This is a genomic window from Sphingomonas oleivorans, assembly GCF_003050615.1.
Lineage (GTDB): Bacteria > Pseudomonadota > Alphaproteobacteria > Sphingomonadales > Sphingomonadaceae > Sphingomonas_H > Sphingomonas_H oleivorans.
The window spans coordinates 195,882-216,689 of sequence record NZ_NWBU01000009.1; the positions used below are offsets into that span (position 1 = coordinate 195,882).

The window sequence follows — 20,808 nt, forward strand, 5'->3', positions numbered from 1 at the left end:
CATGTTCGGCTAAAGGACGGGCGTTAGACGAACGGGAGGATCCATGTCGCGCAATCCGGGGCGGCCGCTGTCACCGCATCTGACGATCTGGAAATGGGGGCCGCATATGGCGGTTTCCATCTTGCATCGTGCCACGGGTTCCGCGCTGGCGATCATTGGCGGCATCGGCTTCGTCTGGTGGCTGGTCGCACTTGCGAGCGGCCCTGAAGCCTATGCCACCTTCCTCAAGGTCGCGACCTCGCCGATCGGCTGGATCGTCGCGATCGGGCTGAGCTGGTCCTTCTTCCAGCATATGTTCTCGGGCATCCGCCACCTGCTGCTCGATACGGGCGCGGGCTATGAGCTCAAGACCAACCGGGCCTGGGCGATCGCCACCATGGTCGGATCGACCGTCGTCACCGCGCTCGTCTGGGCGCCGATCATCGCGAGGCACTGATGGGTACGGGAACGGGCATCGGCCGCGTCCGCGGGCTTGGTTCGGCCAAGTCGGGCGCGCATCACTGGTGGCTTCAGCGCGTCACCGCGGCGGGCAATCTCCTGCTCGTCCTGTGGTTCGTCGTATCGCTCCTTCGGCTGCCGCTGATGGATCATAAGGTCGTCTATCTGTGGCTCGCCTCGCCGCTCAACGCGGTGCTGCTGATCCTGATGGTGATCAACACATTCTGGCATTTCCGGCTGGGGCTGCAGGTCGTGCTGGAGGATTATCAGCATGACCAGACGAAGATACTCGGCCTGATCCTGCTCAATTTCTATGCGATCGGCGGCGGCGCGCTGGCGATCTTCTCGATCCTCAAGATCGCGTTCGGGGGAGTGCCCGCCTGATGGCCGAGGCTTATAAGATCATCGATCATATCTATGATGCCGTCGTCGTCGGCGCGGGCGGATCGGGCCTGCGCGCCACGATGGGCATCGCCGAAAGCGGCCTCAAGACCGCCTGCATCACCAAGGTGTTCCCCACGCGTTCGCACACGGTGGCGGCGCAGGGCGGCATTGCCGCCTCGCTCGGCAATATGGGGCCGGATCATTGGACCTGGCATATGTACGACACCGTCAAGGGGTCGGACTGGCTGGGCGATCAGGACGCGATCGAATATCTGTGCCGCGAGGCGCCCGCCGCCGTCTATGAGCTGGAACATGCCGGCGTGCCGTTCAGCCGCACGAATGAAGGCAAGATCTATCAGCGTCCCTTCGGCGGCATGATGCAGAATATGGGCCAGGGCCCGGCCGCGCAGCGCACCTGCGCCGCCGCCGACCGCACCGGCCATGCCATGCTTCATGCGCTCTATCAGCAGAGCCTGAAATATGACGCCGACTTCTTCGTCGAATATTTCGCGCTCGATCTGATCATGGAAGGCGGCGAATGCCGTGGCGTGATCGCCATGTGCATGGAAGACGGCACGATCCACCGCTTCCGCAGCCATGCGACCGTGCTCGCCACGGGCGGCTATGGTCGCTGCTATTTCTCCGCCACCTCGGCGCATACCTGCACCGGCGACGGCGGCGGCATGGTGCTGCGCGCAGGGCTGCCGCTGCAAGACATGGAATTCGTCCAGTTCCACCCGACCGGCATCTATGGCGCGGGCGTGCTCATCACCGAGGGCGCGCGTGGCGAGGGCGGCTATCTCACCAATAGCGAAGGCGAGCGCTTCATGGAGCGCTATGCCCCGTCCGCCAAGGATCTCGCCTCGCGCGACGTCGTCTCGCGTTCGATGGCGATGGAGATTCGCGAAGGGCGCGGCGTCGGCAAGAACAAGGACCATATCTACCTGCACCTCGATCATATCGATGCGAAGGTGCTGGCCGAGCGGCTGCCGGGCATCACCGAGACGGGCAAGATCTTCGCGGGCGTCGATCTCACGCGCCAGCCGCTGCCCGTCACGCCGACCGTCCACTATAATATGGGCGGCATCCCGACCAACTATCATGGCGAGGTGGTGACGCTGAAGGACGGCAATCCGGACACGGTCGTCCCCGGCCTGTTCGCGGTGGGCGAGGCGGCCTGCGTCTCGGTCCATGGCGCGAACCGCCTCGGCTCCAATTCGCTGATCGACCTCGTCGTGTTCGGCCGCGCCGCCGGCCATCGCATCGCCGAGATTATCCAGCCCGGCACCAAGCACCGGCCCGTCGTGGCTGCGGCGGACGAGGCCGCGCTCACCCGCCTCGATCGTTATCGTCATGCCAAGGGCGGCTCGCCCACGGCGGAGATCCGCCTGGAGATGCAGCGGACGATGCAGGCCGACTGCGCCGTCTTCCGCACGGCCAAGACGCTGGGCGAGGGCATCGAGAAGATCGACCGCGTCTATACGCGTCTCGAGGATGTGGGCGTCACCGATCGGTCGCTGATCTGGAACACCGACCTGATCGAGACGCTCGAGCTCGACAACATGCTGCCGCAGGCGGTCGTCACCATGCATTCGGCCGCGAACCGCAAGGAAAGCCGCGGCGCGCACATGCATGAGGATTTCCCGAACCGCGACGATGCGAACTGGATGAAGCATACCATCAGCTGGTTCGATAAAGGCTCGGTCTCGATCGATTATCGGCCGGTGCACGATTACACGCTCACCGACGATATCGACTATATCAAGCCGAAGGCGCGGGTGTACTGATCGGCCGGCGGCGGCGTTCGGCGGACTTGGCCTCGGCCAGTTCGGCGATGGCTGCCGCCGACAGCGCGAGCGAGCGTTCGAGGCCATAGGCTTCGATCCGGTCGCCGGGGCGGATCGCATCGGCGGAGATCTGGCGGAGGATGGCCGCGGCGAAGGCGTCCACATCGCCAGCCGGCGCGAGCATGCCGTCCCGCCCGTTGCGCAGCACGGTCGCCGCGTCGCCCGCCGAGCGGCTGACGACCAGGGGCAGGTTCAGCGCCATCGCCTCGAGCAGGGCCATCGACGAGCCTTCCCAGCGCGAGCTGAGCGCGAATGCCGAGGCGCGGGCGAGCCAGGCGAACACATTGTTCGTCTCGCCCGCGAGCAGGAGCGACTCGGCCAGCCCCTCCTCGGCGGCAATTTCCCGGAGCCCCGCGGCAAGCGATGCGCTGCCGCCCCCGAGGATGACCAGCCGGATCGGCCTCTGCCGGTTGACCGCCGCCGCCGCCCGGATCAGCGTCGGGAAATCCTTTTGCGCGTGCAGCCGCCCGATCGACAGGATCACCGGAATGTCCGCGTCGAGCCAGGGATGCGGCGAAGGAGCGGTTCCGAGCGCACGGGCCCGAACAGGATCGACGCCGTTTGGAACGATGATCGCCCGGCCGTCGGCAAGCGTGGGCGCGAAGACCGGTGATCTTCCCGTCGCTGTGCCCACCAGCAGTAGCCTGTCCGCCTGATTCGCGATCAGCCCGGCCTTCATGCGCCGGATGAAGGATGTTCCATCGCCGTCGCGATCGATCGCGTTGCTGATTCGATAGGCCCGGCGGAGGCCGGGAATGCCGAGGCTCGCAAGCCAGGGCGCGAAATGCCCGCGATTGCCGGCGGAAAGGATCGCGTCCGGCCGTTCGGCAAGGATTGTCCGGCGGAGGCGCCAGGCGGTTTCCCATAGGCCGGGCGCGGGCCGTTCCGCCGTGCAGAGCGTTTCATGCCGGAAGCGTGCCTGTGCGAGCTCGCCCGAGAAGAGGCCTGCGCCATGGCCCGACAGGAGGAGCACATCGTGCGACAGTGCCAGCCGGGCCGCGATCGAAAGTGCGTTGCGCACCACGCCGCTGGATCGCAGATCATGAACGTAAATCAGGACTCGGCCGCGCATCTGCTCGCCTTTGGAACTCTGAACTCGCCGCCGGAACGGCCGTGCGGCAGGCCGAGCGTAGATGGCTTCGGCGACAGATTGAGGACGGACGGCCTCTCGGGCGATCCACGGCCTTTCACCCTGTGGAATTTGGCGCTATCGGGATCGCAACCACGAGGAAAAGCACAGCGATGGCCGAATTCGCACTCCCGAAGAACTCGAAGATCCGGAAGCAGGGCAAGGTTCACAAGGCTGCGCCGGACGCGAAGAGCGTCAAGACGTTCAAGGTCTATCGTTACGATCCCGACTCGGGCGAGAATCCGCGCTACGACACGTTCGAGCTCGATCTCGACGAGACCGGCCCGATGGTGCTGGATGCCCTCATCAAGATAAAGAGCGAGCAGGATCCGTCGCTCACCTTCCGCCGCTCCTGTCGCGAGGGGATTTGCGGCTCCTGCTCGATGAACATCGATGGCAGGAATGGCCTCGCCTGCACCACCGCGATCGAGGATTGCAAAGGCGAGGTGCGGATCACGCCGCTGCCGCACATGGACGTGATCAAGGATCTCGTGCCCGATTTTACGCATTTCTATGCGCAATATGCCTCGATCCAGCCCTGGCTGAAGACGGTGACGCCCACGCCTTCGGGCAAGGAGCGGCTCCAGTCGCCGGAGGATCGCGCCAAGCTCGACGGGCTTTACGAGTGCATCCTCTGTGCCTGCTGCTCGACCTCCTGCCCGAGCTATTGGTGGAACAGCGACAAGTTTCTGGGGCCGGCGATCCTGCTCCAGGCCTATCGCTGGCTCGCCGACAGCCGCGACGAATTTACGGGCGAGCGGCTCGACGAGCTCGAGGATCCGTTCCGCCTCTATCGCTGCCACACGATCATGAACTGCTCGAACGTCTGTCCCAAGGGGCTGTCCCCGGCGCGCGCGATCGCGGAAGTGAAGAAGATGGTGGTGGAGCGCCAGCTCTGACGGGCGCCCGGGCAGCGTGACGGACAGTCGATACGGGTTCGTCCCGGATGCCGAGAATGCGGGCTGGCTTGTCCGGCCCGCAAGCGACGGCACGGGATTCGCCGATATTTTCGGGGATATCCGGCTTCGCATCGAAGGCGACCGCAGCGTGCGCATGCGGCTCGACACGCATGATGGCCAGCGCAATCTCAACGGCACGGTGCATGGCGGCTTTCTGCTCGCCGCGATCGATCAATCCTATTTCATCGCGACGATAGCGCTCGGCATCTCGGGCGGGCTGGGCGGCGTCACCGTCGACAGCGCGACCCAGTTTCTGCGCACCGTCTCGATCGGGCCGCCGATCGAGCTTGTGGTCGAGTTGCTGCGGGAGACGGGCCGGATGATCTTCCTGCGCGGGCTGGTCGAGCAAGAGGGGGAAGCGGTCGCCGCTTTCTCCGGCACGCTGCGCAAGGCGCGCGGATGACGGACGTCATTGCGCGCTACGACCGGTTGATCGAGGCAGGCGAGCTCCGGCCGGACCCCGATCAGCGCGCCACGGTCGAACGACTCGACCGCCTCGCCGCGGAACTGGCCGCGCCGGTGAAGCAAAGCTTCCTCGCCCGTCTGGCGGGCAAGGCGCCGCCGCGCCCGCGCGGCCTCTATATGTGGGGCGGGGTCGGGCGCGGCAAATCGATGCTGATGGACCTGTTCTTCGGCTGCGTCTCCATTTCGCCCAAGCGCCGCGTCCATTTCCACGAATTCATGATCGAGGTGCATGACCGGCTTCGTGCCGAGCGGGCGAAGGAGAAGGGCGATCCGATCGCCGCGGTCGTCGCCGTGATCGCCGGCGAGGCGGAATTGCTCTGCTTCGACGAGATGGTCGTCAACAACAGCGCCGATGCGATGATCCTCAGCCGGCTGTTCACCGGCCTGATGAATGCGGGCGTCACGGTCGTCACCACATCCAACCGGCCGCCCGCGGACCTCTATAAGGACGGGCTCAATCGCGAGCATTTCCTGCCCTTCATCGCGTTGATCGAGCGGCGACTCGATGTCCTGCCGCTGAACGGCCCGACCGACTATCGCCTCGCGAGACTCGGGGGGCATCCGACCTGGCATGTGCCGATCGGCCCGGTGGCGACCGCTGCGGTGCGGCATGCCTTTTTCCGCCTGACCGACTATCCGCCGGAGGATCGGGCCAATGTGCCCTCGGAGGATATCAAGGTGCCGGGCGGGCGGATGCTGCACGTTCCCAAGGCGCTCAAGGGCGTTGCCGTCTTCTCCTTCAAGCGGCTGTGCGGGGAGCCGCGCGGCGCGGCCGATTATCTCGCCATCGCGCGCCATTATCATACTGTAATCATTGTCGCTATTCCGATCATGGGGCCGGACAGGCGCAATGAGGCGGCGCGATTCAAGGTGCTGATCGACGCCTTATACGAGCATAAGGTGAAGCTTCTCGCCACGGCGGATGCCGAGCCCGAGGCGCTCTACCCGTCGGGCGATGGCGCGTTCGAGTTCGAGCGCACCGTTTCGCGCCTCATGGAGATGCAGTCGGAAGACTATCTCGCCGCCGGCCATGGCAGGGCGTGACAGCCATTTTTGCCGCTTTCCTCGCGACTGCGAAAAACTTGTCGCTGGGGCGCATGCGAGCGGTTGCCCCGGGGGGTTCATGGGTCTAAGCGGACGCGTCGTTCGTGGCGGTGCGCTGCCGTGCTGCCGCGTCACTCAAGAGGATGGCTAAACGGGGGCACTAGATGGCTCGTAAGAAGATCGCGCTCATCGGCGCAGGCAATATCGGCGGCACGCTCGCCCATCTGGCAGCAATCAAGGAATTGGGCGACATTGTCCTGTTCGACGTCGTCGAAGGCGTTCCCCAGGGCAAGGCGCTCGATCTCGCCCAGTCCGGCCCTGTCGAAGGCTTCGATGCCCGGCTGAAGGGCACCAACGACTATGCCGATATTGCGGGTGCGGACGTGATTATCGTCACCGCCGGCGTGCCCCGCAAGCCGGGCATGAGCCGCGACGATCTGCTCGGCATCAATCTCAAGGTGATGAAGGCCGTCGGCGAGGGCATCGCCGCCAACGCCCCCGACGCCTTCGTGATCTGCATCACCAATCCGCTCGACGCCATGGTCTGGGCGCTGCGCGAATTTTCGGGCCTGCCGCACAATAAGGTGGTGGGCATGGCAGGCGTGCTCGACTCGGCGCGCTTCCGCCATTTCCTCGCCGAGGAATTCGATGTGTCGGTGCAGGACGTCACCGCCTTCGTGCTGGGCGGTCATGGCGACACGATGGTGCCGGTCGTGGAATATTCGACCGTCGCGGGCATTCCGATCCCCGATCTGGTCAAGATGGGCTGGTCGACCCAGGAGAAGATCGACGCGATCGTGCAGCGCACCCGCTCGGGCGGCGGCGAGATCGTGGCGCTGCTCAAGACGGGCTCGGCTTATTATGCACCGGCCACCAGCGCGATCGAGATGGCCGAAGCCTATCTGAAGGACAAGAAGCGGGTTCTGCCCTGCGCCGCCTATCTCGATGGCAAATATGGCGTCGACGGCCTTTATGTCGGCGTGCCCGTCGTGATCGGTGCCGGCGGTGTCGAGCGGATCGTCGAGATCGCGCTCAACGATCAGGCCAAGGTGAATTTCCAGGTCTCGGTCGACGCGGTCAAGGAACTGCTGGTCGCGTGCAAGGGGATCGACAGCTCGCTGGGCTGATCCGCTCCTTCCGCTCGCCTCACCAGATCAAGAAGGCATCTGAAATCCATGTCGATCCTCGTCAACGCGAACACCAAGGTCATCACCCAGGGCATCACCGGCAGCCAGGGTACCTTCCACTCCGAACAGGCGCTGGCCTATGGCACCAAGGTCGTCGGCGGCGTCACCCCGGGCAAGGGCGGTACGACGCATATCGGCGTTCCCGTCTTCGACACCGTCAAGGAAGCGGTGAAGGTCACGGGCGCCGACGCTTCCGTAATCTATGTTCCGCCGCCCTTCGCGGCCGACTCGATCCTTGAGGCGATCGACGCCGAGGTGCCGCTGATCGTGGCGATCACCGAGGGCATTCCGGTGCTCGACATGGTGCGCGTCAAGCGGGCTTTGTCCGGTTCCAAGTCGCGCCTGATCGGTCCGAACTGCCCGGGCGTCCTCACGCCGGGTGAATGCAAGATCGGCATCATGCCGGGCTCGATCTTCTCCAAGGGATCGGTCGGTGTTGTCTCCCGTTCAGGTACGCTTACCTATGAGGCGGTGTTCCAGACCACCGCGATCGGCCTCGGCCAGACCACGGCGGTCGGCATCGGTGGCGATCCGGTCAACGGCACCAACTTCATCGACGTGCTCGAGCTCTTCCTTGCGGACGATGATACCAAGTCGATCATCATGATCGGCGAGATCGGCGGCTCGGCCGAGGAGGAAGCGGCGCAGTTCCTGAAGGATGAGGCGAAGCGTGGCCGCAAGAAGCCGATGGCCGGCTTCATCGCGGGCCGCACGGCGCCCCCGGGGCGGCGCATGGGTCATGCCGGTGCGATCGTTTCCGGTGGCCAGGGCGGCGCCGAGGACAAGATTGCGGCGATGGAAGAGGCGGGAATCCGGGTGGCGGCGAGCCCCTCGGAACTCGGCACGACCCTCGCGGAGGTGCTCAAGGGTTGATTGGGAAGCACCGCCGCATCACGTCCGGGTCGGTGGGTGGCCTGGACGCTGAGTGCGGCGGAATGGCAAGGATGGAAAAATGGGTATCGAGGGTATCGGCTTCGATGGGCTCGAGGGTGTAAGTCCTTCATTTGTAGAGGCGTTGTACCAGCGATACCGCGCCGATCCACAGAGCGTCGATGGTGATTGGCGAGGCTATTTCGCCGGATTGGAAACGACGGTTTCGGGGCCGAGCTGGGCCCGCCCCAATTGGCCGCTGTCGGACACGGATGCGCTGACCGCGGGGCTTGATCCCACGCAGATGGCGGTCGAGCCCAAGCCGGCCAAGGGCGCCAAGCCCGCCGTCGCTCCTGCTCCTGCCGCCGCCGTGGCGCCCGCAGCGCCTTCGGCTGATGCGATCGCCCGCGCCGCGGGGGATTCGATCCGGGCGCAGATGCTGATCCGCACCTATCGCGTGCGCGGTCATCTCCTCGCCAATCTCGATCCGCTGGGCCTGGCCCGCCGCGAGACGCCGGGCGACCTGACGCCCGAATTTCACGGCTTCACCGAAGCCGATATGGATCGGCCCATCTATCTCGGCGGCACGCTCGGCTTCGAGACGGCGACGGTGCGCGAGCTGCTGAAGGTGCTTCGCGCCAATTATTGCGGCCATGTCGGCCTCGAATATATGCATATCGGCGATGTCGAGGAGCGCCGTTTCCTGCAGGCCCGGATGGAGGGTCGCGACAAGGAGATCCACTTCACGCCCGAGGGCAAGAAGGCGATTCTCAACAAGGTGATCGAAGCCGAGCAGTGGGAGAAGTTCCTCGGCCGCAAATATGTCGGCACGAAGCGCTTCGGCCTCGATGGCGGCGAGTCGATGATCCCCGCGCTCGAAGCCGTCATAAAATATGGCGGCCTTTCCGGGATCAGCGAGATGGTGATCGGCATGGCCCATCGCGGCCGGCTGAACGTGCTCACCAATGTCATGGCCAAGCCCTATCGCGCGCTCTTCAGCGAGTTCGCCGGCGGCTCCGCCAATCCCGAGGATGTCGGCGGTTCGGGCGACGTCAAATATCATCTCGGCACCTCCACCGATCGCGAGTTCGATGGCGTGAAGGTGCATATGTCGCTGGCACCCAATCCCAGCCATCTCGAAGCGGTCGATCCGGTCGTGCTCGGCAAGGCCCGCGCGAAGCAGACCAAGCTCGACGATCTGAAGCGCGAGAAGGTGCTGCCCATCTTGCTCCATGGCGACGCGGCCTTTGCCGGCCAGGGCATCATCATGGAATGTTTCGGCTTCTCCGGCCTCGCCGGCTATTCCACCGGCGGCACGGTCCATTTCGTGATCAACAATCAGGTGGGCTTCACCACCTCGCCGCAATTCGCGCGCTCCTCGCCCTATCCGTCGGATATCGCGAAGATGGTGCAGGCGCCGATCCTGCATGTGAATGGCGACGATCCGGAAGCGGTGACCTTCGCCTGCAAGCTGGCGACCGATTTCCGTCAGACGTTCAAGCGCGACGTCGTCATCGACATGTGGTGCTATCGTCGCTTCGGCCATAATGAGAGCGACGAGCCGGGCTTCACCCAGCCGCTGATGTATGACGCGATCAAGGCGCATCCGCCGGTATCGAAAATCTATGGCGACCGGCTGATCGCCGAGGGCGTGATCGATCAGGAGTGGGTCGACCGCACGCAAAGCGAATTCATCGCCAAGCTGGAGGCGGAGTTCGAGAGCGCCAAGAGCTACAAGGTCAACAAGGCCGACTGGTTCGAGGGCGACTGGACCGGCTTCGCGGCGCCGCGCGAGGCGATCACCGAGCGGCGTTCGGCCGTCACGGGCATCAAGGCGGAGCAGGTCGACCTGCTGGCGAAGCAGCTCACCACGGTTCCCGAGGGGCTGACGATCCACAAGACGCTCGCCCGCATCCTCGAGGCCAAGAAGCAGATGTTCGCTTCGGGCCAGGGTTTCGACTGGGCGACCGCCGAGGCGCTCGCCTTCGGCTCGCTGCTTCAGGAAGGTTATGGCGTCCGTCTGTCCGGCCAGGATTCGGGCCGCGGCACGTTCAGCCAGCGTCACGCCGTCTGGGTCGATCAGAAGGACGGGCATAAATATATCCCGCTTTCGGCGCTCGACCGCAAATTCCAGGTGCTGGACAGCCCGCTCTCCGAATTCGGCGTGCTCGGCTTTGAATATGGCTATGCCAGCCAGGCGCCCAACACGCTGGTACTGTGGGAGGCGCAGTTCGGCGATTTCGCCAATGGCGCGCAGGTGATGATCGATCAGTTCATCGCCGCCGGCGAGGCGAAGTGGCTGCGCGTCAACGGCCTCGTGATGCTGCTCCCCCATGGCTATGAAGGGCAGGGGCCCGAGCATAGCTCGGCGCGGCTCGAACGTTATCTTCAGCTCTGCGCCGAAGATAATATGCAGGTCGCCAACTGCACGACGCCGGCCAATTATTTCCACATCCTGCGTCGCCAGATGGTCCGCAAGTTCCGCAAGCCGCTGGTGATCATGACGCCCAAGTCGCTGCTGCGGCACAAGCTGGCGGTGTCGTCGATCGACGATTTCATCGGTGACAGCAGCTTCCATCGCGTGCTGTGGGATCCCAAGGCGCCGGCCGATGCGGATGTGAAGCGGCTCGTGCTCTGCTCGGGCAAGGTCTATTACGACCTCGCCGAGGCGCGCGACGCGGCGGGCGATGCCAATACGGCGATCGTCCGGCTGGAGCAGATCTATCCCTTCCCGGCGGATGCGATCGCGGAGCTGGTCCAGCGCTGGCCCAATCTCGAAACGGTGGTCTGGGCGCAGGAAGAGCCGCGCAATAATGGCGCCTGGTTCTTCGTCGAGCCGCTGATCGAGGAAGTCTTGAAGAGCGTGGGGGCAAAGCCCGCCCGCGCAATCTATGCCGGCCGCAAGGCCTCGGCGGCGACGGCCACCGGTCTCGCCAGAAATCATGCCGTGCAGCAGGCGGCGCTCGTCGCCCAGGCGCTCGGCCACGAAGTAGAGGACAAGTGACAATGGCGACCGATGTGGTGGTGCCGACGCTCGGCGAATCGATCACGGAAGCGACGCTCGGCCAATGGCTGAAGCAGCCGGGTGAGGCGGTGAAGGCGGACGAGCCGATCGCCAGCCTGGAGACGGACAAGGTTGCGGTCGATGTGCCTTCGCCGGTCGATGGCGTGATCGGCGAGCTGGTCGCGGCCGAGGGCGATACGGTGAATGTCGGCGCGGTGATCGCGCGGATCGAGGCGGGCAAGGCCGCTGCCACCAGTGCGACGCCCGCGGTCGAGGATCGCACCGCGGTGGGCAAGGCCGAGGCCGCTGCCGCGCCGGAGCGCGCCGCCGCCCCCGTCGAGGAGGCGGTCGTGGCGGGCGAGGCGCAGACGCTTTCGCCCTCGGTGCGCCGCGCGGTGCTCGAATATGGCGTCGATCCGTCCAAGATCCGGGGCACGGGTAAGGATGGCCGCCTGACCAAGGATGATGTGCTGCTCGCCGCCAAGAGTGGACAGGCCGAGGCGAAGGTCGCGCCGGCGCCGGCGCCGGTTCCGGCTGCTCCGGCGGCCGCGCCCGCCCGCAAGGAGGAACGCGTCAAGATGACGCGCCTGCGCAAGACGGTCGCGACCCGGCTCAAGGAAGCGCAGAACACCGCCGCGATGCTAACCACCTTCAACGACGTCGACATGACGGCGGTGATCGAGGCGCGCACCAAATATAAGGATCTGTTCGAGAAGAAGCATGGTGTCCGCCTGGGCTTCATGGGCTTCTTCGTGAAGGCTGCCGTGCTTGCCGCGCGCGACGTGCCGGCGGTCAATGCCAAGATCGAGGGCGAGGACATCGTCTATCACGACTATGTCGACGTTTCGGTCGCCGTCTCCGCGCCCAACGGCCTGGTCGTGCCGGTGATCCGTGATGCGCAGGACAAGTCGGTCGCCGAGATCGAGAAGACGATCGGCGATTTCGGCAAGCGCGCGCGCGAAGGCACGCTCAAGATGGAGGAGATGAAGGGCGGTACGATCACCATCTCCAACGGTGGTGTATTCGGATCGCTGCTGTCCACGCCGATCATCAATCCGCCGCAGTCCGCCGTGCTCGGTCTCCATCGCATCGAGGAGCGCCCGGTGGTGGTGAAGGGGCAGATCGTCGCGCGGCCGATGATGTATCTCGCGCTCAGCTACGACCATCGCCTGATCGATGGCCGCGAGGCCGTCACCTTCCTCGTCGCGCTCAAGAATGCGATCGAGGATCCGACCCGCCTGCTGATCGATCTCTGATTTTTTGTGACATGTCGCCCCGGCGCGGGCCTCCCGTCAAAATCTGCTTTGACGGGAACCCGAAGCCGGGGTTTCCTGCGGCGTAGAATTCGCTCCGAAGGGATGGGAGCGCGATGTCCGCCGGGATGACGCAAGAGGAAGGCTGAAATGGCTGATTACGACTTCGACGTCCTCGTCATCGGTGCCGGTCCCGGCGGTTATGTCGCGGCGATCCGCGCCGCGCAGCTCGGGCTCAAGACCGCCTGCGCCGAAAGTCGCGCGACGCTCGGCGGCACCTGCCTCAATGTCGGCTGCATCCCGTCCAAGGCGCTGCTCCATGCCTCCGAATTGTTCGAGGAGGCGCATACGGGTGCGCTCGCGAAGTTCGGCGTGAAGATCGATGGCGCGGCGCTCGATCTCGATGTGATGCATGGCTCGCGCATCGATGCGGTGAAGGGGCTTACCGGCGGCGTCGAATTCCTCTTCAAGAAGAATAAGGTCGAATGGCTGAAGGGGCATGCGACCTTCGTCTCGGCCGATACGGTCGATGTCGCTGGACGCCTTGTGCGGGCGAAGAATATCGTGATCGCCACGGGCTCCTCGGTGACGCCGCTGCCGGGCGTCGAGATCGACCATGAAGTGGTGGTCGATTCCACCAGCGCGCTCGAACTACCGCAGGTGCCGGGGCATCTGGTCGTGATCGGCGGCGGCGTGATCGGGCTCGAGCTGGGCTCGGTCTGGCGGCGGCTGGGTGCCAAGGTCACGGTCGTCGAATATGTCGACCAGATACTGCCGGGTATGGATGGCGACGTCCGCAAGGAAGCAGCCAAGCTCTTCAAGAAGCAGGGCTTCGACATCAAGACCTCGACCAAGGTGACGAAGGTGGAGCGCAACGGCAAGGGCGCGATCATCACGATCGAGCCCGCGGCAGGTGGCGCGGCGCAGACGATCGAGGCGGACGTGGTGCTCGTCTCGATCGGCCGTCGCCCCAATACGGACAGGTTGGGCCTGGAGAAGGCGGGGCTCGACACCAATAATCGCGGCCAGATCGAGATCGATCATGATTTCGCCACTAAGGTCCCCGGCATCTGGGCGATCGGAGACGTGGTCCCGGGCCCCATGCTCGCGCACAAGGCGGAGGATGAGGGCGTCGCGGTCGCCGAGAATATTGCGGGCCTGACCGGCATCGTGAATCATGAGGTGATCCCGAGCGTCGTCTACACCCGTCCGGAGATTGCCGGCGTCGGCCTGACCGAGGAGCAGGCGAAGGCGAAGGGCGAGGTCAAGGTCGGCAAATTCCCCTTCCTTGCCAACAGCCGCGCCAAGGCGAACCATGACACGGACGGTTTCGTGAAGGTGATCGCCGACGCGAAGACGGACCGCGTTCTGGGCGTCCATATCATCTCCTCCGTCGCCGGCACGATGATCGCGCAGGCGGCGCAGGCGATGGAATTCGGCGCCACGTCCGAGGACATCGCCTATACCTGCCATGCGCATCCGACCCATTCGGAAGCGCTCAAGGAAGCCGCGATGGCGGTGCAGGGCAAGCCTATCCACATGTGACGCCTGCCATCCGGCGCATATCATCCATTTTCCACTGTCGGGCAGGCGGCTATCTGTGCTGCCGCTGATCAGCCGCGTGGTGGAATGGGGGCCGGATGATAGGGGTGGAGCAGATGAGGATCGTGCCGGCGCTGCTGGCCTGGCTCGACCTGGCTGGGATCGCGATGTTCGCGGCATCGGGCGCGTTGGCGGCGGCGCGGGCGCGGCAGACGATCGTGACCTTCCTCTTCTTCGCGGTGGTGACGGCCACGGGCGGCGGCACGGTGCGCGATCTGCTGATCGGGGCGCCGGTCTTCTGGATGCAGGACAGCCGGGCGCTGGCGGCCTGCCTGATCGCGGGGCTCGCCGTATGGATGACGCCGCGGCGCTGGTGGCGACCCAAGGCGCTCGATTGGTTCGATGCGGTAGGCCTTGCCGTCTATGCCGTCTATGGGGCGGCCAAGGCGCTGGCCTTCGGCATATCGCCGCTGCCGGCGGCCGGGATGGGCGTGGTGACGGCCTGTATGGGCGGGATCATCCGCGACGTTCTGGCGGGCGAGCCGTCGATCCTGCTGAGACCGGAAATCTATGTGACGGCGGCGGCGCTGGCGGCGGTGGCCTATGTCGGGCTCGGCGAGCTGGGCGTGGCGCCGCAGATCGCGGCGGCGGTGGGCGCGCTGGCCGGGTTCGGCCTGAGGGCGCTGGCGATCGGGCGGGGACTGGCGCTGCCGGCCTATCGCGGATGAGTTGGCTCGTTACCCCCCTGTGAGGGGGTAACGAGCCTTGGTTCAGGCCTTGGCGAGCGCGGAGGCGGCCTTGGCGGCGGCGGTTATCGCGTCGGTGTCGGGCGCGCCGGCGGGGACGAGCCAGCTGCCGCCGACGCAGCGCACGGCACCGATGGCGAGCCAATCGGGCGCGGTCGCCTGGGTGATGCCGCCGGTGGGGCAGAAGCGGACCTGATGGAAAGGCGCCGCCAGCGATTTCAATGCCTTGATTCCGCCGGCTGCTTCCGCTGGGAAGAATTTGAAGCGGGTGAGGCCGAGATCGAGACCGCGCATGATATCGCCCGCATTGGCGATGCCGGGCAGGAAGGGAATGCCGCGATCGATAGCGGCGCGGCCGAGCGGCTCGGTGAGGCCGGGCGAGACGATGAAGCGCGCACCCGCGCCGATGGCCGCATCGAGATCGGCGGCGTTGAGCACCGTGCCGGCACCCACCACCGCGCCTTCGACCTGGCTCATCTCACGGATCACGTCGAGCGCCGCGGCGGTGCGCAGCGTGACTTCGAGCACGGGCAGGCCGCCCGCGACCAGCGCCTCGGCGATCGGCCGGGCATGCGCCACATCGTCGATCACCAGCACGGGGATCACGGGGGCGAGCGTCATCACGGCATCGATATCGGTCATTGAGTATGCTCCTGGGCATAGGCGGCAGCCGCGCCGAACAGGCCGGGCTGGGGATGGGTGATGAGTTTGACGGGCAGCTTGGCCATGCGCGATTCGAACCGCCCCTTCGCGACGAAGCGCTGGCGGAAGCCCGAATTGGGCAGTTGCCCGGCAAGGCGCAGGCCGAGCCCGCCGGCAATGACGACGCTGGTGCCGCCCTGCGCCAGAGCGAGATCGCCCGCCACTGCGCCGAGGCTCTGGCAGAAGCGGTCGAGCGCCGCTGCCGCGAGACTGTCGCTGCCCTCGAGCGCCGCCGTCCACAGGCTCTTGTCGTCGAGCGGCTGGATCGGCCGGCCTTCGATCGAGGCCAAGGCCTCATAGATGCTGATGAGCCCCGGGCCGGAGACGATGCGTTCGACCGAGACGCGGCGATAGCGCGCGCGCAGGCGGACGAGGATCGCGTCGTCGATCGCGTCGAGCGGCGCGAAATCGATATGGCCGCCCTCCGTCTCGATGACGAAGCTCTGCTCCCGCCGACGCAGCAATTGCCCCACGCCGAGGCCCGTGCCGGGGCCGACGATGGTGGTGACGCCTTCGGGCGGCAGAGGGATATCCGGCCCGCACAGATGGCGCAGATGTTCGGGCCCGACCTGCGCCACGGCATGGCCGACCGCGCCGAAATCATTGACCAGCGTGTAGCTGTCCACGCCCAGCCGCTCGGGGATCAGCGCGGGGCGGATGATCCAGGGATTGTTGGTGAGCTTGAGCACCTCGCCGCCCACCGGGCAGGCGATGGCGATGCCCGCCGCGCGCGGCAGCGGCCGGCCCTGTTCGCGGGCGACCTGCATGGCGAAGGTCTCCCAGGCTAGGCGGAAGCTGCCATGTTCGGCCGTCTTGAGCGTGGTTTCGGGCCCGAGCGACAGGACGCGCCCATCCTCCACCTCGGCGATGGCGAAGCGGGCATGGGTGCCGCCGATATCGACCGTGACGATCTCCGCCATCGTCAGAGCCCTGCTGCCGCGAGCATGGCGGACGCGCCCTTTTCCGCCTCGTCCGCGCCATGGCGCATGAAGGCGAAAAGCTCGCGGCCGGTGCCCGAAGCGGGCGGCGGCGCGGAGGCGTCCTCGCGCGCGGCCCATTCGGCGGCGTCGACCAGCGCGTCGAGCGTGCCATGTTCGGCCGAAAGCCGGACGATATCGCCGTCGCGCAGCTTGGCGACGGGGCCGCCGCCAAGCGCTTCGGGGCTGAGATGGATCGCGGCCGGCACCTTGCCCGACGCGCCCGACATGCGTCCGTCGGTCACCAGCGCGACGCGGAAGCCCTTGTCCTGCAGCACGCCCAAGGGCGGGGTGAGCTTGTGCAGCTCGGGCATGCCATTAGCGCGCGGCCCCTGGAAGCGGACGACCACCACCACGTCGCGCTCCAGCTCGCCGGCCTTATAGGCCTTCAGCACGTCATCCTGATCGGAGAAGACGCGCGCGGGCGCCTCGATCGTCCAGCGGGACGGATCGACCGCGCTCGTCTTGAACACGGCGCGGCCGAGATTGCCCTGGACGAGACGCATGCCGCCGTCCGGTTGGAAGGGGTTGCTCGCGGGGCGCAGCATCGTCTCGTCGAGCGAGGCGGCGGGCGCGTCCTCCCAGACCAGAATATCGTCCTGGAGCCGGGGCTCGCGCGCATAATCGGCGAGATCCTGCCCGCCGACCGTCATGATGTCGCGATGGAGCAGGCCCGCATCGAGCAGCGTGGCGATGGCATAGGCCATGCCGCCGGCTGCCTGGAAATGGTTCACGTCGCCCGATCCGTTGGGATAGACGCGCGCGATCAGCGGCACGGCGGCCGAAAGCTTGTCCAGATCCTCCCAGTCGATGACGATGCCGGCCGCGCGCGCGATCGCGGGCAGGTGGATGGCATGGTTGGTCGAACCGCCCGTGGCGAGCAGGCCGACGGCGGCGTTGACGATCGCCTTTTCATCGACGCAGAGCCCCAGCGGACGATAGTCATTCCCGTCCCAGCCGATTTCGGAGATGCGGTGGACCGCGGCGCGGGTCAGCTCCTGGCGCAGCTTGGTGCCCGGATTGACGAAGGCGGCGCCCGGAATGTGGAGGCCCATCACCTCCATCATCATCTGGTTGCTATTGGCCGTGCCATAGAAGGTGCAGGTGCCCGCGCCATGATAGGAGGCGGCTTCCGCTTCGAGCAGCTCGGCGCGGCCGACCTTGCCCTCGGCATAAAGCTGGCGGACGCGCTGCTTCTCCTTGTTGGCGAGGCCTGAGGGCATGGGACCGGCAGGCACCAGGATCGTCGGCAGATGGCCGAAGCGCAGCGCGCCGATCAGCAGGCCGGGCACGATCTTGTCGCAGATGCCGAGCAGTGCCGCGCCCTCGAACATGCCATGGCTGAGCGCGACGACAGTCGAGAGCGCGATGGTGTCGCGGCTGAACAGCGACAGCTCCATGCCGCGCTGGCCCTGCGTCACGCCGTCGCACATCGCCGGCACGCCGCCCGCCACCTGCGCGGTGGCGCCCACCTCGCGCGCATAGAGCTTCATCTGGTCGGGATAGCGACCATAGGGCTGATGCGCGGAGAGCATGTCATTATAGGCGGTGACGATGCCGATGTTCATCGCCTTGCCGCCGCGGATGGCGGCCTTGTCCTCGCCCGCCGCGGCGAAGCCATGGGCGAGATTGCCGCAGCTCAGAAGCGGCCGATCGACGCCCGAATCGCGTTCGCGGGCGATGAGATCGAGATAGGCGGCGCGCGTCGGGCGGGACCGTTCGACGATCCGCGCGGTGATCTCTTCTACGGCAGGGTGCAAGCTCATGTCCGGCTCCAGAAGATTGTGATCGGGGAGGTAGCGGCGCGGATCAGCCGGGCGATCGGCAGATCATTCTCGCCGGCGATGGCGGCTTCGAGCACTGCGCGCTTGTCCGCGCCGCGCAGGACGAGGATCAGCTCGTCGGTATCGAGCAGCGCCGACTGGCTGAGCGTCAGACGCTCGAACGGCGCTTCGGGGGGCAGCGGATCGGGCAGGGTGCGCAGCACGGTGGCGGGGCTTTCCGGCAGGTTCGAGCCTGGGAAGATCGAGGCGATATGCCCATCCGCCCCCATGCCGAGCCAGACCAGATCGAAGCGGGAGAGAGCCATGCCCTCGCTCAGCGGAACGAGATGGGCGGGCGTCGCATCGAGCGCCTGGGACAGAAGGCCGAAATTGCTTGCCGGATGATCGTGCGGCACGATCCGGTCGTCGGTGAGCGTCACCGTCGCCTTGCCCCAGGGGAGCGGCTGGCGGCGCAGCAGATCGAAGATCGGAATCGGCGTGCGTCCGCCGGGCACCGCGATCGATCGCGGCCCGGGGCGGGACAGGACCGAGGCGATGCGATCGGCAACGGCCTCGGCATCGGCATGCGCCGCCCAGACGATATCAGTCATGCCAGCTCACCCCATCCCGTTCGGTGAGAGCGATCGCGGCGGAGGGCCCCCATGTGCCCGCTGCATAGGGCTTGGGCGTCATGCAATTGGCTTCCCAGCCCTGGCGGATCGCGTCGATCCATTCCCATTGCGCCTCCACCTCGTCGCGCCGGACGAACAAGGTGGGATCGCCCTCGATGAGATCGAGCAGCAGCCGTTCATAGGCGATGCGCCGGCGCACATCGGCAAAGGCATTGGCCATGCTGAGATCGAGCGGGATTTCGCGCAGGCGGATGCCCTCGCGATCGAGCCCGGGCTGCTTGGCCATCATCAGAAGGCGGATATTCTCCTCCGGCTGGAGGCGGATCACCAGCTTGTTGGGGCGCAGCACGGCGCCGCCGGTGGCGAAGATCGAATGCGGCACCGGCTTGAACTGGATCACGATTTCCGACTGACGGGCGGGAAGCCTTTTGCCGGTGCGCAGATAGAAGGGCACGTCCTTCCAGCGCCAATTGTCGACATGCGCCTTGAGCGCCACGAACGTCTCCGTATCGGAGGCATGGCCGAGCTCGTCGGCATAGCCGCGCACCGGGGCGCCGCCCACGGCACCCGGGCCATATTGGCCGATCACGCTGTGCCGCGCGGCATCGGCCGGGCCGATCTTGCGCAGCGAGCGCAGCACCTTGACCTTCTCGTCACGCACGGCGGCGGCGTCGAACTGCGACGGCGGCTCCATCGCGACCAGCGCGAGCAGCTGGAGCATATGGTTCTGCACCATGTCGCGCAGGCTGCCCGAGCCGTCGAAATAGGCGATGCGCCCTTCCAGCCCGACCGTCTCGGCGACGGTGATCTGGACATGCTCGATCCCCTGCGCGTTCCACATCGGCTCGAACAGCGCATTGCCGAAGCGCAGCGCGAGCAGATTCTGCACCGTCTCCTTGCCGAGATAATGGTCGATGCGGAAGGTCCGCTCCTCGGGGAAGACCGACTTCACCGCATCGTTGATCTGGCGCGAGGAGGCGAGATCATGGCCGAGCGGCTTTTCGAGCGCGAGGCGCACGTCCGGCCCCGCAAGGCCGGCCGCGTCCATCCCCGCGATCGTCGCCGCGAACAGCGAGGGTGCGGTCGACAGGAAGATCGAAAGCTCGCCCTTGTCGGGCACCGCCTCGGCGAGGCGCGTGAAGCCCGCCGGATCGGAGACGTCGGCGGTGACATAGCTCAGCCGCGCCAGGAAGCGCGCGACGGCATCCTTGGTCAGCCGATCGGAATCGATGAAACGCTTGAGCGCATCGGCGGCATGTTCGCGGAAGCCGGCATCGTCCATATCGCTGCGCGCCGTGCCGATGATGCGGAAATCGGCGGGCAGCAGCCCGTCCGCGTCCAGCCCGAACAGCGAGGGCAGCAGCATGCGCTGCGCAAGATCGCCCGTCGCGCCATAGAGAAGAAGTGCGGCACTGGAAGTTCTAGTCGTCATTTATGTGCCTCCGTTACTCGCCCTTTCGCCCGGCTGGCGGGCATCGGCAAGGGGCGGGATCATTCGGTGCTGGTTTTGGGTTTCGATCAGGTGGGCCAGGCGGCATTTTGGAGCAGGATCCGATATCCGTCCGGATTTTCGAAGCGGGACAGCTCCTCCAGCCCCGGCCCGTCGCGATAGAATCGGATGACGGCTTCGAGATCGTCCGTCGGCCGGGCAACGCGCAATTGGGGAAGAGCGATCATATGCGCGGACTAGCCCCTCGGCCAAGCTTCTGTCCAGCAGGCCGGACGTGGAAACGTAATATTGCTGCGCAATATCGCAGCGAAGGCGGCAAAAAATAACTCGGGTGGTTTTTACGGGGTGCCTTTCCTCGCTTCATCCGATCGTCTGAGCGGTCCCGAGGGGACGGCAGAACGAAAGGCGCGCCGGAT

At 66.0% G+C, this 20,808-nt stretch carries 19 protein-coding genes; 12 read left to right on the top strand and 7 right to left on the bottom strand.

Translation table 11 applies throughout. The features are described from left to right. Nucleotides 1-43: 43 nt before the first annotated feature. The 3 genes from sdhC to sdhA are packed head-to-tail and all read left to right on the top strand — an operon-like array spanning nt 44 to nt 2,609. Nucleotides 44-436, top strand: a complete 393-nt coding sequence (gene sdhC, locus CLG96_RS10770) for a succinate dehydrogenase, cytochrome b556 subunit (RefSeq protein ID WP_107967880.1) — start codon at nt 44-46, stop codon at nt 434-436. Further along, nucleotides 436-822, top strand: coding sequence for a succinate dehydrogenase, hydrophobic membrane anchor protein (sdhD, locus tag CLG96_RS10775; protein WP_107967881.1), 387 nt, complete (start codon nt 436-438; stop codon nt 820-822). The genes sdhC and sdhD overlap by 1 nt, the downstream gene beginning before the upstream one ends. Beyond that, entirely contained in the window at nt 822-2,609 is a 1,788-nt protein-coding gene (sdhA, locus tag CLG96_RS10780; protein WP_107967882.1) for a succinate dehydrogenase flavoprotein subunit, read from the top strand. Before sdhD ends, sdhA begins: the two co-directional genes overlap by 1 nt. Here sdhA and CLG96_RS10785 read toward each other — a convergent pair. Continuing rightward, nucleotides 2,584-3,741, bottom strand: coding sequence for a glycosyltransferase (locus tag CLG96_RS10785; RefSeq protein ID WP_107967883.1), 1,158 nt, complete (start codon nt 3,739-3,741; stop codon nt 2,584-2,586). The genes sdhA and CLG96_RS10785 overlap by 26 nt on opposite strands. 170 nt (nt 3,742-3,911) lie before the next feature. Between CLG96_RS10785 and CLG96_RS10790 the strand changes: the two genes are divergently transcribed. The 9 genes from CLG96_RS10790 (at nt 3,912) to CLG96_RS10830 (ending at nt 14,850) form a co-directional block, all read left to right on the top strand. Further along, nucleotides 3,912-4,697, top strand: a complete 786-nt coding sequence (locus CLG96_RS10790; protein ID WP_107967884.1) for a succinate dehydrogenase iron-sulfur subunit — start codon at nt 3,912-3,914, stop codon at nt 4,695-4,697. A 16-nt stretch (nt 4,698-4,713) separates the two neighbouring features. Continuing rightward, a complete protein-coding gene (locus CLG96_RS10795; RefSeq protein WP_107967885.1) occupies nt 4,714-5,160 on the top strand; it encodes a PaaI family thioesterase in 447 nt (148 codons plus the stop codon). Then, nucleotides 5,157-6,266, top strand: a complete 1,110-nt coding sequence (gene zapE, locus CLG96_RS10800) for a cell division protein ZapE (RefSeq protein ID WP_107967886.1) — start codon at nt 5,157-5,159, stop codon at nt 6,264-6,266. The genes CLG96_RS10795 and zapE overlap by 4 nt, the downstream gene beginning before the upstream one ends. 164 nt (nt 6,267-6,430) lie before the next feature. Continuing rightward, complete coding sequence (gene mdh / locus CLG96_RS10805) at nt 6,431-7,393, top strand: malate dehydrogenase (RefSeq protein WP_107967887.1); 963 nt, start codon at nt 6,431-6,433, stop codon at nt 7,391-7,393. A gap of 48 nt (nt 7,394-7,441) precedes the next feature. Next, complete coding sequence (gene sucD, locus CLG96_RS10810; protein ID WP_107967888.1) at nt 7,442-8,326, top strand: succinate--CoA ligase subunit alpha; 885 nt, start codon at nt 7,442-7,444, stop codon at nt 8,324-8,326. Nucleotides 8,327-8,405: 79 nt separating this feature from the next. Next, nucleotides 8,406-11,327 carry a 2-oxoglutarate dehydrogenase E1 component gene (locus tag CLG96_RS10815; protein ID WP_107967889.1) on the top strand — a complete coding sequence of 974 codons (2,922 nt, stop codon included), beginning with the start codon at nt 8,406-8,408 and terminating at the stop codon, nt 11,325-11,327. 2 nt (nt 11,328-11,329) lie between these two features. Further along, nucleotides 11,330-12,583, top strand: a complete 1,254-nt coding sequence (gene odhB / locus CLG96_RS10820) for a 2-oxoglutarate dehydrogenase complex dihydrolipoyllysine-residue succinyltransferase (RefSeq protein WP_107967890.1) — start codon at nt 11,330-11,332, stop codon at nt 12,581-12,583. Nucleotides 12,584-12,730: 147 nt separating this feature from the next. Beyond that, complete coding sequence (lpdA, locus tag CLG96_RS10825; protein ID WP_107967891.1) at nt 12,731-14,125, top strand: dihydrolipoyl dehydrogenase; 1,395 nt, start codon at nt 12,731-12,733, stop codon at nt 14,123-14,125. 113 nt (nt 14,126-14,238) lie between these two features. Then, entirely contained in the window at nt 14,239-14,850 is a 612-nt protein-coding gene (locus tag CLG96_RS10830) for a trimeric intracellular cation channel family protein (protein ID WP_243395734.1), read from the top strand. Between the two features lie 42 nt (nt 14,851-14,892). Here the strand turns inward: CLG96_RS10830 and eda are convergent, their stop codons facing one another. The 6 genes from eda to CLG96_RS10860 all read right to left on the bottom strand — a co-directional run bounded on the left by eda (nt 14,893) and on the right by CLG96_RS10860 (nt 20,619). Beyond that, nucleotides 14,893-15,510, bottom strand: a complete 618-nt coding sequence (gene eda / locus CLG96_RS10835; RefSeq protein ID WP_107967893.1) for a bifunctional 4-hydroxy-2-oxoglutarate aldolase/2-dehydro-3-deoxy-phosphogluconate aldolase — start codon at nt 15,508-15,510, stop codon at nt 14,893-14,895. After that, on the bottom strand, nt 15,507-16,490 hold the full coding sequence (locus CLG96_RS10840) for a glucokinase (RefSeq protein WP_107967894.1): 984 nt from the start codon (nt 16,488-16,490) through the stop codon (nt 15,507-15,509). The genes eda and CLG96_RS10840 overlap by 4 nt, the downstream gene beginning before the upstream one ends. Before the next feature lie 2 nt (nt 16,491-16,492). Next, entirely contained in the window at nt 16,493-18,313 is a 1,821-nt protein-coding gene (gene edd / locus CLG96_RS10845; RefSeq protein WP_107967895.1) for a phosphogluconate dehydratase, read from the bottom strand. Further along, entirely contained in the window at nt 18,310-18,921 is a 612-nt protein-coding gene (locus tag CLG96_RS10850) for a 6-phosphogluconolactonase (protein ID WP_107967896.1), read from the bottom strand. Before CLG96_RS10850 ends, edd begins: the two co-directional genes overlap by 4 nt. After that, nucleotides 18,914-20,374 carry a glucose-6-phosphate dehydrogenase gene (gene zwf, locus CLG96_RS10855; protein ID WP_107967897.1) on the bottom strand — a complete coding sequence of 487 codons (1,461 nt, stop codon included), beginning with the start codon at nt 20,372-20,374 and terminating at the stop codon, nt 18,914-18,916. The genes CLG96_RS10850 and zwf overlap by 8 nt, the downstream gene beginning before the upstream one ends. 86 nt (nt 20,375-20,460) lie before the next feature. Beyond that, nucleotides 20,461-20,619 (bottom strand): VOC family protein, encoded by a 159-nt coding sequence (locus CLG96_RS10860; RefSeq protein ID WP_207796661.1) that lies wholly within the window; start codon nt 20,617-20,619, stop codon nt 20,461-20,463. Nucleotides 20,620-20,808: the final 189 nt, after the last annotated feature.

Bases quoted from the DNA above. Each gene is read 5' to 3' on its own strand.
- zwf (WP_107967897.1), bottom strand. From the start codon at position 20,374: ATGACGACTAGAACTTCCAGTGCCGCACTTCTTCTCTATGGCGCGACG.
- CLG96_RS10830 (WP_243395734.1), top strand. From the start codon at position 14,239: ATGAGGATCGTGCCGGCGCTGCTGGCCTGGCTCGACCTGGCTGGGATC.
- CLG96_RS10850 (WP_107967896.1), bottom strand. From the start codon at position 18,921: ATGACTGATATCGTCTGGGCGGCGCATGCCGATGCCGAGGCCGTTGCC.
- mdh (WP_107967887.1), top strand. From the start codon at position 6,431: ATGGCTCGTAAGAAGATCGCGCTCATCGGCGCAGGCAATATCGGCGGC.
- CLG96_RS10815 (WP_107967889.1), top strand. From the start codon at position 8,406: ATGGGTATCGAGGGTATCGGCTTCGATGGGCTCGAGGGTGTAAGTCCT.
- sdhA (WP_107967882.1), top strand. From the start codon at position 822: ATGGCCGAGGCTTATAAGATCATCGATCATATCTATGATGCCGTCGTC.
- sdhC (WP_107967880.1), top strand. From the start codon at position 44: ATGTCGCGCAATCCGGGGCGGCCGCTGTCACCGCATCTGACGATCTGG.
- CLG96_RS10840 (WP_107967894.1), bottom strand. From the start codon at position 16,490: ATGGCGGAGATCGTCACGGTCGATATCGGCGGCACCCATGCCCGCTTC.
- sucD (WP_107967888.1), top strand. From the start codon at position 7,442: ATGTCGATCCTCGTCAACGCGAACACCAAGGTCATCACCCAGGGCATC.
- CLG96_RS10785 (WP_107967883.1), bottom strand. From the start codon at position 3,741: ATGCGCGGCCGAGTCCTGATTTACGTTCATGATCTGCGATCCAGCGGC.
- eda (WP_107967893.1), bottom strand. From the start codon at position 15,510: ATGACCGATATCGATGCCGTGATGACGCTCGCCCCCGTGATCCCCGTG.
- sdhD (WP_107967881.1), top strand. From the start codon at position 436: ATGGGTACGGGAACGGGCATCGGCCGCGTCCGCGGGCTTGGTTCGGCC.
- CLG96_RS10860 (WP_207796661.1), bottom strand. From the start codon at position 20,619: ATGATCGCTCTTCCCCAATTGCGCGTTGCCCGGCCGACGGACGATCTC.
- CLG96_RS10790 (WP_107967884.1), top strand. From the start codon at position 3,912: ATGGCCGAATTCGCACTCCCGAAGAACTCGAAGATCCGGAAGCAGGGC.
- odhB (WP_107967890.1), top strand. From the start codon at position 11,330: ATGGCGACCGATGTGGTGGTGCCGACGCTCGGCGAATCGATCACGGAA.
- lpdA (WP_107967891.1), top strand. From the start codon at position 12,731: ATGGCTGATTACGACTTCGACGTCCTCGTCATCGGTGCCGGTCCCGGC.
- edd (WP_107967895.1), bottom strand. From the start codon at position 18,313: ATGAGCTTGCACCCTGCCGTAGAAGAGATCACCGCGCGGATCGTCGAA.
- zapE (WP_107967886.1), top strand. From the start codon at position 5,157: ATGACGGACGTCATTGCGCGCTACGACCGGTTGATCGAGGCAGGCGAG.